Annotated in this window: 8 protein-coding genes and 1 tRNA gene; 4 read left to right on the top strand and 5 right to left on the bottom strand. The window is 71.8% G+C overall.

The window, feature by feature from the left end; genetic code table 11:
- Positions 1–68 precede the first annotated feature (68 nt).
- The 3 genes from ACWGH4_RS23220 to ACWGH4_RS23210 form a co-directional block, all read right to left on the bottom strand.
- Positions 69–1,046 (bottom strand): ribose-phosphate diphosphokinase, encoded by a 978-nt coding sequence (locus tag ACWGH4_RS23220; RefSeq protein WP_441264961.1) that lies wholly within the window; start codon positions 1,044–1,046, stop codon positions 69–71.
- Between the two features lie 124 nt (positions 1,047–1,170).
- Positions 1,171–2,619, bottom strand: coding sequence for a bifunctional UDP-N-acetylglucosamine diphosphorylase/glucosamine-1-phosphate N-acetyltransferase GlmU (gene glmU / locus ACWGH4_RS23215; RefSeq protein ID WP_453463991.1), 1,449 nt, complete (start codon positions 2,617–2,619; stop codon positions 1,171–1,173).
- 110 nt (positions 2,620–2,729) lie between these two features.
- A tRNA-Gln gene (locus ACWGH4_RS23210) sits at positions 2,730–2,801 on the bottom strand.
- 290 nt (positions 2,802–3,091) lie between these two features.
- Between ACWGH4_RS23210 and ACWGH4_RS23205 the strand changes: the two genes are divergently transcribed.
- Positions 3,092–4,414 (top strand): histidine kinase, encoded by a 1,323-nt coding sequence (locus ACWGH4_RS23205; protein WP_441264959.1) that lies wholly within the window; start codon positions 3,092–3,094, stop codon positions 4,412–4,414.
- Positions 4,415–4,551: 137 nt separating this feature from the next.
- On the opposite strand, the gene ACWGH4_RS23200 is transcribed toward ACWGH4_RS23205, so the two are convergent.
- Complete coding sequence (locus tag ACWGH4_RS23200; protein ID WP_441264958.1) at positions 4,552–5,043, bottom strand: SUKH-3 domain-containing protein; 492 nt, start codon at positions 5,041–5,043, stop codon at positions 4,552–4,554.
- Positions 5,044–5,053: 10 nt separating this feature from the next.
- The gene (locus ACWGH4_RS23195; protein WP_159691193.1) at positions 5,054–5,560 is read right to left on the bottom strand and encodes a YwqJ-related putative deaminase; all 507 of its coding nucleotides are present in this window, start codon (positions 5,558–5,560) and stop codon (positions 5,054–5,056) included.
- Between the two features lie 231 nt (positions 5,561–5,791).
- On the opposite strand from ACWGH4_RS23195, the gene ACWGH4_RS23190 reads away from it, so the two are divergent.
- From ACWGH4_RS23190 to ACWGH4_RS23180, 3 genes are all read left to right on the top strand, one after another.
- Positions 5,792–6,805, top strand: a complete 1,014-nt coding sequence (locus ACWGH4_RS23190; RefSeq protein ID WP_453463986.1) for an SMI1/KNR4 family protein — start codon at positions 5,792–5,794, stop codon at positions 6,803–6,805.
- 7 nt (positions 6,806–6,812) lie between these two features.
- Positions 6,813–9,563, top strand: coding sequence for an SUKH-4 family immunity protein (locus ACWGH4_RS23185; RefSeq protein WP_453463983.1), 2,751 nt, complete (start codon positions 6,813–6,815; stop codon positions 9,561–9,563).
- Between the two features lie 141 nt (positions 9,564–9,704).
- Positions 9,705–9,818 carry a hypothetical protein gene (locus tag ACWGH4_RS23180; protein WP_453463980.1) on the top strand — a complete coding sequence of 38 codons (114 nt, stop codon included), beginning with the start codon at positions 9,705–9,707 and terminating at the stop codon, positions 9,816–9,818.
- Positions 9,819–9,928: the final 110 nt, after the last annotated feature.

The raw sequence follows: 9,928 nt of genomic DNA, 5'->3' as shown, positions 1-9,928 counted from the left end.
GCGCAATGCGGGGCGGCCCTTGCGGAACGTTACGCCTGGCCGTTACGGCCGGCCGTCGCGTCCGTCCGTCACGCCTGCTCCTCGAAGAGGCTCGTCACGGAGCCGTCCTCGAAGACCTCGCGCACGGCCCGGGCGATCGTCGGCGCGATCGACAGCACCTTGATCTTGTCGAGCTCCAGCTCGCCGGGGGTCGGCAGCGTGTTCGTCAGGACGAACTCGCTCACCTTCGAGTTCTTCAGGCGGTCCGCCGCCGGCCCGGACAGGATGCCGTGCGTCGCCGTCACGATCACGTCCTCCGCGCCGTGCGCGAAGAGCGCGTCCGCCGCGGCGCAGATCGTGCCACCCGTGTCGATCATGTCGTCGACCAGCACGCAGACGCGGCCCTCGACCTCACCGACGACCTCGTGGACGGTCACCTGGTTGGCGACGTCCTTGTCGCGGCGCTTGTGGACGATCGCCAGCGGCGCGTCCAGCCGGTCGCACCAGCGGTCGGCCACACGCACACGGCCGGCGTCCGGGGAGACGATCGTCAGCTTGTTGCGGTCGACCTTGGCGCCCACGTAGTCGGCGAGCACCGGCAGCGCCGACAGGTGGTCCACGGGGCCGTCGAAGAAGCCCTGGATCTGGTCCGTGTGCAGGTCCACCGTGAGGATGCGGTGGGCACCCGCGCACTTCAGCATGTCCGCGATCAGACGGGCCGAGATCGGCTCACGGCCGCGGTGCTTCTTGTCCTGACGGGCGTAGCCGTAGGACGGGATGATCACGGTGATGCTCCGGGCGGAGGCCCGCTTCAGAGCGTCGATCATGATCAACTGCTCCATGATCCACTTGTTGATGGGCGCCGTGTGGCTCTGGATCAGGAAGCAGTCCGCACCACGGGCGGACTCCTGGAAGCGGACGTAGATCTCGCCGTTGGCGAAGTCGAAAGCCTTCGTCGGGACGAGGCCCACACCCAACTGGTGTGCAACCTCCTCGGCCAGCTCGGGGTGGGCGCGGCCGGAGAAGAGCATCAGCTTCTTCTCGCCGGTCGTCTTGATCCCGGTCACAGCACTGTCTCCTCAGACGTGTTCTCTGGTCGCGGAAGTCAGGGCACCAGGGTCCTGGACGCGAGCCAGCCGAATTTTGTGTGCACGTATCACGGTACGCCGAGTTCGACGCAGCCGTTTTCGGTCAGTTCTCCTCGGCGACCTGTTCCGTTGCCGCCGCGGCAGCCTGGGCGGCCGCGCTTCCGGGGCGCTTGCGAGCCACCCAACCCTCGATATTCCGCTGCTGGCCGCGGGCGACGGCCAGCGAACCCGCCGGCACATCCTTAGTGATCACGGAGCCCGCGGCGGTGTAAGCACCGTCCCCGACCGTGACAGGAGCCACAAACATGTTGTCCGAGCCCGTCTTGCAGTGCGACCCGATCGTCGTGTGGTGCTTCGCCTCCCCGTCGTAGTTCACGAAGACGCTCGCGGCGCCGATGTTCGTGTACTCGCCGATCGTCGCGTCGCCCACGTACGACAGGTGCGGCACCTTCGTGCCCTCACCGATCGACGAGTTCTTCATCTCGACGAACGTGCCCGCCTTGGCCTTCACGCCGAGACGCGTACCGGGCCGCAGGTAGGCGAACGGGCCCACCGAGGCGCCCTCGCCCACGGTGGCCGAATCCGCCACCGTGTTGTCCACCCGGGCGCCCGCACGCACGGTCGTGTTCGTCAGACGCGAGTTCGGACCGACCTCCGCGCCCTCCGCGATGTGCGTGGTGCCCAGCAGCTGCGTACCGGGGTGCACCACCGAGTCCGGCTCGAACGTCACCGTCACGTCGACGATCACCGAAGCCGGGTCCACGACCGTGACGCCGGCCATCATGGCCTGCTCCAGCAGCCGCTCGTTCATCAGCTTGCGGGCCTCCGCCAGCTGCACCCGGTTGTTGATGCCGAGGATCTCGCGGTGGTCGCCGGCCACGGACGCGCCGACCCGGTGGCCCGCCTCGCGCAGGATCCCGAGCACGTCGGTCAGGTACTCCTCGCCCTGGCTGTTGTCCGTCCGCACCTTCGTCAGGGCGTCGGCGAGGAGCTGCCCGTCGAACGCGAACACACCGGAGTTGATCTCACGGATCGCGCGCTGCTCGTCGGTGGCGTCCTTGTGCTCGACGATCGCGGTCACGGTGCCGGTGGCGGCGTCCCGCACGATGCGCCCGTAGCCGGTGGAGTCCGGCACCTCGGCGGTCAGCACGGTCACGGCGTTGCCGTCGGCCGAGTGCGTCGCGGCCAGCGCGGAGAGGGTGGCGCCGGAGAGCAGCGGGGTGTCGCCGCACACGACGACGACGGTCCCTTCAGGGCGGCCGCCGAGCTCCTCGAGCCCCATCCGCACCGCGTGCCCGGTGCCGTTCTGCTCGGCCTGGAAGGCGGTGCGCGTGCCCGCGTAGTGCTCCCCGAGGTGCGCCTCTACCTGCTCCCGTGCGTGCCCGACGACCACCACGAGCTGCTCGGGGTCGAGCTCACGTGCCGCGGACACGACGTGTCCGACGAGCGAACGTCCGGCGATTTCGTGCAGGACCTTGGGAGTCTTCGACTTCATGCGGGTGCCCTCACCCGCTGCGAGGACGACGACGGCTGCCGGGCGATTGGCGCTCACGGGAATGCCCTTCGGCTTCGGGTGGTGGGACATCCGAAGGATACCGGGGGGTTTCGGGCCGGAAACGAGCGCGGGTCCCGACCGGTAGGCCAGGACCCGAAGGCGAACAGCTCCCCCGCCAGGACTCGAACCCGGACATAAGGCACCAAAAGCCTCAGTGCTGCCAATTACACCACAGGGGACCAAAGGCGACTGAACCGGACGAAATGGCCAGGCGCCTGTTTGGGCACCCAACACTATGCCGTACCAAGTGCCCTCTGTGCGACGGTAAAGGTCGGTGCTCCGGGTGGCGTGGACGCGCATCCGCTCGCGAGTGACGGTGATCGTCATCCGGAATGCGGACGTCCGGGTCGAAACTCTGGTCGATTCACCAGTTCGAGCGGATCTGGGGCATTCCTCCTCGGAAACGAGCTCGCTGGATGCTGTCGTGCTCCCGTGAAAATGACTCGCACCCGCCCGTAGGCTGGAACACATGACCACAACGGGGGCACAGCAGGAGGCCTCGGGTTCGACCGCCCGGGGTCCGCTGTGGTGGAGACGGCGGCGCAGTGCCGTGCTGGACGTGGGACTTGCCGTCGCCTCCGCCGTCGAGTGCGCGCTACAAGGTGTGGGGTTCGCGGATCAGGCCGCGCTGCCCGTGCCGTTGGGCGTGCTGTTCGGGCTGGCGGTCGGGTCCGTGCTGGTGCTGAGACGTCGGTGGCCGATCGCCGTCGTCCTGGTGTCCATCGCGACCACGCCGGCCGAGATGGGCTTTCTGATGGGGCTCGTCGGGCTGTACACGCTCGCCGCGTCCGACGTGCCGCGGCGGATCACGGCGACGCTGGCGGGGATGGCCCTGTCCGCGACGTTCATCGTGACGTTCGTGCGCGTACGGCAGGACGTGGAGGCGGGGGACTACAGCGCACCGTACGTACCGTTGATGGCCGTCTTCATGTCTCTCGGGCTGACGGCCCCTCCGGTGCTGCTCGGCCTCTACATAGGGGCCCGTCGGCGGCTCATGGAGAGTCTGCGGGAGCGGGCGGACAGCCTGGAGCAGGAGCTGTCGCTGCTGGCCGACCGGGCGGAGCAGCGGGCGCAGTGGGCGCGTCAGGAGGAGCGGACCCGTATCGCGCGTGAGATGCACGACGTGGTGGCCCATCGGGTGAGTCTGATGGTGGTGCACGCGGCGGCGTTGCAGGCGGTGGCGTTGAAGGACCCGCAGAAGGCGGTGAAGAACGCGGCGCTGGTGGGGGACATGGGCCGGCAGGCGCTGACGGAGCTGCGGGAGATGCTCGGGGTGCTGCGTTCCGGCGAGAGCCGGGTGAGGGCGCAGGCGGACGTGCCGCCGCTGGCCGCGGTGGGCGCGGCGGCTGCGGCCGCCGCCGCTGCCGCCGCGGAGGACGGGCCGTGCATCGCGGACATCGAGGTGCTCGTGGGCCAGTCGCGGCAGGCGGGCATGGTGGTGGAGCTCGCCGTGCAGGGGGACGTACGGGTGTATCCGCCCGAGGTGGAGCAGACGGCGTACCGGGTGATCCAGGAGGCGCTGACCAACGTCCACAAGCACGCGGCGGGCGCCAAGGTGATGGTGCGGCTGGCGCATCGCGACGAGGAGGTCGCGATGCAGGTGGAGAACGGCGCCCCGGACGCGGCGGGTGGCGCGGCGGACGCCGGGCTGCCGAGCGGCGGCAACGGTCTGGTGGGTATGCGGGAGCGGGTGACCGCGCTGGGCGGGGTCTTCGTGTCGGGGCCGACGGACGCGGGGGGCTTCCGGGTGTCGGCGGTACTGCCCGACCGGGCTGAGGTCAGCCTGCGGTGAGCGTGGCCACGGGAACCGGCCGGGCGGAAAGCCTGCGGTGAGCGGGGGTCCCCGGGCCCCGGTCGCGCGCCATGTGCCGGGCCGCCGGGCCCGGGTGTGCCGTCAGTCCCTGGTGCCGGTGGATTCCGGGTCGCGGCTCAGCCCGGGGTGAGCCGGGTGGGCTGGACGCCGGTGACGAGGGTGGTCAGGGCCTGGTCGATGTCGGCGCCGAGATACCAGTCGCCGGTGTGGTCGATGCTGTAGACCCGGCCTTCCATGTCCATGGCCAGCACCGCCTGCTGGTCGCCCTCCATGCCGAGCGGCGAGATCTCGGTGTCGAGGGCCCGGCCGAGGTCGGCCAGGGTGCGTGCCAGGTGGAGGCCTTCGAGCGGGTCGAAACGCAGCGGCGCGGGCGCGTGCTGCCGTCCCGGCCCGGGCGCGACGACGGTGAGCCCGCCGAACTCCGCCCATGCCTCCACGGCGGCAGGGAAGACCGTGTGCTGATGGCCGGCCGGCGAGACATGTGCGCGCAGGGTGTCCGCCCAGTGCTCGGCCTGCTTGATGTCCCAGCGGCCTGGCTGCCAGCCCGCATCGCGCAGCGCGGCGTCGACGGCGACGGGGAAGCGGGTGGTGCTGAGGTGGTCGGGCATCGGTCGCGGTTCAGCCGTTCTCGGGTGCGGTCGGGGCGACGGGGCGTACGCCGAAGTGGTCGAGCATCGCGGTGCACGACCGGCAGGGCGGGGCGTAGCTGCCGTGCAGGGGGTCGCCGTCCTCGCGGATGCGGCGTGCGGTGAGCTTGGCGTGCTTGAGCGCGCGCCGGGCCTCGCCATGGGTGAGGGGCTTGCGCTGGGCGCGCTTGGAGCGCTGGGTCTCCGCGGCGGTCAGATGGCGGGACAGCAGGATCGCCTCCGGGCAGCGTCCGGTGAAGCGTTCGCGCTGGCCGCTCGTGAGGGTGTCGAGGAAATCCTGTACGAGGGGGTGGAGGACGGGCGGCTGGTCGCCCTTCCCGGCCGTGCAGGTGAGGGTCTCGCCGCGTACGGAGAGTGCGGCCGCCACGGCGGGCAGGATTCCGTCACGGCGGTGCCGCAGTCCGGGCGCTTGTCCGGACCCGTCGGCGCTCCAGCTGAGGCGTGGATCACCTGATGTGCTTGGTTGCGCTGTGTGCATGGTGTTGCCGTCCCTCCCGTGCACTCCCCCGTGGTGCGGTAGACAGCCTGCCAAATGGGGTGGCTGGTAAGGAAGCTGGGTAGCTGAAACGTGTCGCCGTGGTGTCGCCGCATGGTCTATGGGTCACTCGAAAGTGACTCTTCGTTACGGAACCGGAGGCCCGGCAGCCACTATTGCCGCACCGCTTAGGCTGTGCTGAACCAGCCAGAAGCCAGCAGGGGGCAGAACGCCATGACGACAGGTCGGCAAGGCCTGGGGGCAGCTACGGGCCCCGGGGCCGGTGCGGGTACCGCGCCACCGAATGCGGCCTACGCCGGGCAGGTCGTGCACTTCCCGGACCCGGTCCGTGCCTCCCGTCACCCCAGAGGGGTGCGGGTCGACGACGGGGGATACCCGGACTTCTCGCCGTACGCCCGCGCGGCCGCGGAGATCGCCGAGCCTCCTGAGGGTTTCGGCGTGGACGAGTTGCGCCTCACGGACTTCGTCTCCGCGAACGCCGCTCTGGCCGCGCACGGGCACCCCCTGTGGGACACCGTCCCGGCGGTCGCGACGCCCCACGGCTGGACGTGGCACCACGTACCGAACTCGCGGCGGCTGGAGCTCGTGCCCGTCGAGGTGAAGGCGCTGCTGCGGCATCACGGCGGTCTGACGACGGCGGCCGTGGACCACTCCAAGCGGGGCACGCGCCCGCTCCAGGAGACGCGGCCCGCCCACTTCGGCCTGCCGAAGGGCGCCGTGTCGGTGAGCGAGCAGCAGTTGCGGCACGTCGAGGAGGATCTCGGTTACCGCCTGCCCGGCGCGTACCGCTCCTTCCTCAAGGCGGCGGGCGGTTCCGCGCCGGTCGGCGCGGCGCTCGACGCGGAGCTGGGTCTGCTGGTGGACCAGCCGTTCTTCACGGTGCGCGAAGAGGCCGCGGTCAACGACCTGGTGTACGTCAACAAGTGCCTGCGGGACCATCTGACCAAGGACTATCTGGGCGTCGCGTTCGCCCAGGGCGGGATCCTCGCGCTGAAGGTGCGGGGCGCGGACATCGGTTCGGTGTGGTTCTGCGCGTACGACGACGCCCGCGACCAGGACGGGTGGAACGTGCAGGAGCGCGTGGAGAGGCTGCTGCTGCCCTGCGGCGAGGACTTCGACGCGTTCCTGCAGCGGCTCGCGGGCAATCCGCCGGAGCTGGAGACCGTGGCGAATCTGATGGTGGACGGCGGCTTCGCGCGTGCCGTTCCCGTTTCGGGCGAGGGGTGATCGACCGGTGGTGACTTTCGCGCAGGCGCAGGAGCGCGCCGAGGAGTGGGTCAACGGCGACGTGCCCGCGTACCAGCACCGTGAGGTGCGGGTCCGCGAGTTCGACCTCGGATTCGTCGTGTGGGCGGAGGACCGCGAGCAGGGGGCCCGTTCCGACGGCGGCCGCCAGCGGCTGGTGATCGCCAGGGACAGCGGTGAGGCGACGCTGTGGCCGGGGCTGCCGGTCGGTGAGGTGATCCGCCGGTACGAGGAGGAGTACGGAGGCGCCCAGGACGCCTCGCAGGCTCCGGCGCCGGAAGCGCCGCAGCGGATAGATCTGAACCAGACGTCGTTCCTGTTGAGCCCGCCAGAGTGGCTCCAGGACGCGGCGGACAGGATGGGTATCCCCGACCGGCGTTCGTCGTCGGACTCCTCGGCTCCGGCCGGGCCCTCGGCTCCGGCGGCGTCCGCTGCTCCCGCCTCCGGTGTGGACGCGTCATCGGCCCCCGCTGCCGGGACGTCCGACGGCCGGGGTTCGATCGGCGGCAACGCGTCGCAGGCGACGGGCAGTTCGGCTGCCTCGTCGCTGTCTTCGACCCCCTCGTCCGCCTCCTCGTCCTCTTCCTCCTCCGCTGCGTCCGCGTCGTCGTCGGCGGGGTCCGGCTGGCCGGAGGCCGGTTCGTCGCCGGGCGCGGACGCCTCGCGGGGCGGATCCGCGTGGCCGAGTGCCGGGGCGGCCGACTACGAGCCGACGGCGTCCGACGGGGTCCCTGCCACGCCGTCCGGCGGCACCGGCTGGACGGACACCAGTTCCGCGGGTCCTGACGACGCGTCGGTGCCGCTGCCGGCCACCGTGTTCGCGCCGCCGGTGTCGCTGGACGACAGCAGCACACCGCCGCCTGTCGCGGCAGACGCGCCCACGGCGCTGATGTCGGGCGGGAGTCAGCTGCCGAGGACCGCGATCGTGCCGGGACTGGGCGCGCAGCCGCAGTCGGAGCCGCCGCAGCCGTCGCAGCAGACGCCGCCGCCCGCTCCGGGCGCCGGTGCCGCCGACATCGCGGACGCGGCGACGAGCAAGGCCGTCCTGCCGCCGCGCGGTGCGCGTGGTGGTACGGGCTCGACGACCCCGCCGCCGCCCGGTGCTCCCGGCACGCCCGGCGCACGGCCGGCCGCCGGCGCGACGCCGCCGCCGTCGGGTCCGGGCGCGCCCGGCGCCCCGGCGGGCGGCGACCTGCCGACCCAACTCGTCTCGCAGCTCGGCCCCGAGGGTCCGCAGCCTCCCGGTCCTCCCGGTCCGCCTGCGCCTCCTGGTTCGACGCCGCCGCCCGCCGGCGGGGTGCACCAGGCCGCGACGATGCTGGCCGGTCCCGCGCAGATGGGTCCGGGGGCTCCGCAGCCTCCGGGTCCGCCCGGTGCGCCGAGGCCGCCGGGTTCCACGCCGCCGCCTCCCGGTCCTCCCGCGCCTCCCGGTTCGACGCCGCCGCCCGGTGGTGGGGTGCATCACGCGGCGACGATGCTGGCCGATCCGAGTCAGATGGGTCCGGGGGCGCCGCAGCCGCCCGGCCCGCCCGGCTCGCCGCCGCCTCCTGGTTCGACGCCGCCTCCGGGTTCTACGCCGCCGCCCGGTGGTGGGGTGCATCAGGCCGCGACGATGCTGGCCGGTCCCGCGCAGATGGGTCCGGGGGCTCCGCAGCCTCCAGGTCCGCCCGGTCCTCCCGGCGCCCCCGGCCCGGTGCCGAACGCGCCGCAGCCTCCGATGGGCGGCGGGCGTCCGCCGTACGGCTACCCCCAGCAGCCCACCGGTGTGCCGACGGTCGGCCCCGGCTACCAGGCCGTCCTTCGCTACCGCGCACCCGACGGCTCGGAGGCCCAGCTGATCCGCCGCTCCGCGCCGGGCACCCCGCACCCGGAGTGGCAGATCCTGCACGAGCTGCGCGCGATGAACGTGCCGCCGCAGCAGGTGCTGGAACTGCACACGGAGCTGGAGTCGTGCGAGCTGCCGGGTGCGTACTGCGCGCGGATGATCCGGGAGACATGGCCGCAGGCGCGGATCACGTCGATCGCCCCGTACGGCAGGGACCACGCCTCGCGTCAGCAGGGGATGCGGCAACTGCTCGCCCACCAGGGTGAGTTGCACCAGGTTGCGGACGGTCCCGCCCGTCCCGCGCCGGTGCGCGCCCCGCTGCCGCAGGTGCCGCCGGCGCCGCCGATCCCGCCGGAGGGTGTGGCGCAGGAGCTGGCGGGTGCGTTCGGGCCGCAAGGGCTGTGCCGGTTCGACCAGCGGGCCGTGTCGCGTCAGGGTGTGCCGGAGATCGTGGCGGCGACCCTGGTGTGGGCGGGCCTGCCGGGCGACTTCAACCCGTTCTTCTGGGCGCAGCCGGCCCAGCCGGTGGTGCCGACGCTGGCGGAGCTCGCCGCGCAGCGCCAGGTGCAGCCGGCGTCCGACGCCGGTTCGTACCTGGTGATCGGCAGCGACTTCGGCCGGGCGATCTGCGTCCAGTACGGCACGGCCCACATCGTGGCGGTGCCGGTGGAGTCCGGCCCGGGCGGCCAGCCCGTGGCCCCGCAGTTCGTGAACACGGGCCTGCCCGAGTTCGTGCGCTGCCTGGCGCTGCTCGGCCGTATGTGGCGGCTGCGCTTCGGCCTCACCCCGGAGCAGGCGGGCCGCTGGACGGTCGACTTCCAGGCCCAACTGGCGGCCCTGGACCCGGCGGCGCTGTCGTCGCCGGAGAGCTGGTGGTCGGTCCTCCTCGAGCAGATGTGGGACGGCCTGCTGTAGGCCGGTTTTCTGGTGATGTCCGGCCGGTACGGGCCGGACACACCACCCCTCGACGAACCTTCCTTGGCGCTATCGAAGTTGAAGGCTCTACTGTGCGAACGTGAAGTCAAAGCACTAGTGGTGAAGTAGCCCCACAGCGCAGTGGAAACCGAGGACGCCCGCCGTAGGGTGAAGCCGCAGGGGTCGAACGCGGTGACGGTCTTCCTGACGCGGGTGGCGGGCGCGCCGGCGATGCTGATCGGCCGGCCGGTGTAGCGGACATCACATTCACCTCTGCCTTTGCAAAGTCCTTGCTGTCAGCGGGCGTTGTTACCGTTCCAAGGACGCTCATCGACCGCGTGGAGGGGGAACCATGGTCGACAAGG

The organism is Streptomyces sp. NPDC054847 (genome assembly GCF_053610925.1).
The sequence above is the reverse complement of the archived record's forward strand: the minus strand, read 5'-3'. Positions and strand labels throughout refer to the sequence as shown.

Excerpts from the sequence above, each read along its gene's own strand:
- ACWGH4_RS23195 (WP_159691193.1), bottom strand. The coding sequence starts at position 5,560 with ATGCACACAGCGCAACCAAGCACATCAGGTGATCCACGCCTCAGCTGG.
- ACWGH4_RS23190 (WP_453463986.1), top strand. The coding sequence starts at position 5,792 with ATGACGACAGGTCGGCAAGGCCTGGGGGCAGCTACGGGCCCCGGGGCC.
- ACWGH4_RS23205 (WP_441264959.1), top strand. The coding sequence starts at position 3,092 with ATGACCACAACGGGGGCACAGCAGGAGGCCTCGGGTTCGACCGCCCGG.
- ACWGH4_RS23200 (WP_441264958.1), bottom strand. The coding sequence starts at position 5,043 with ATGCCCGACCACCTCAGCACCACCCGCTTCCCCGTCGCCGTCGACGCC.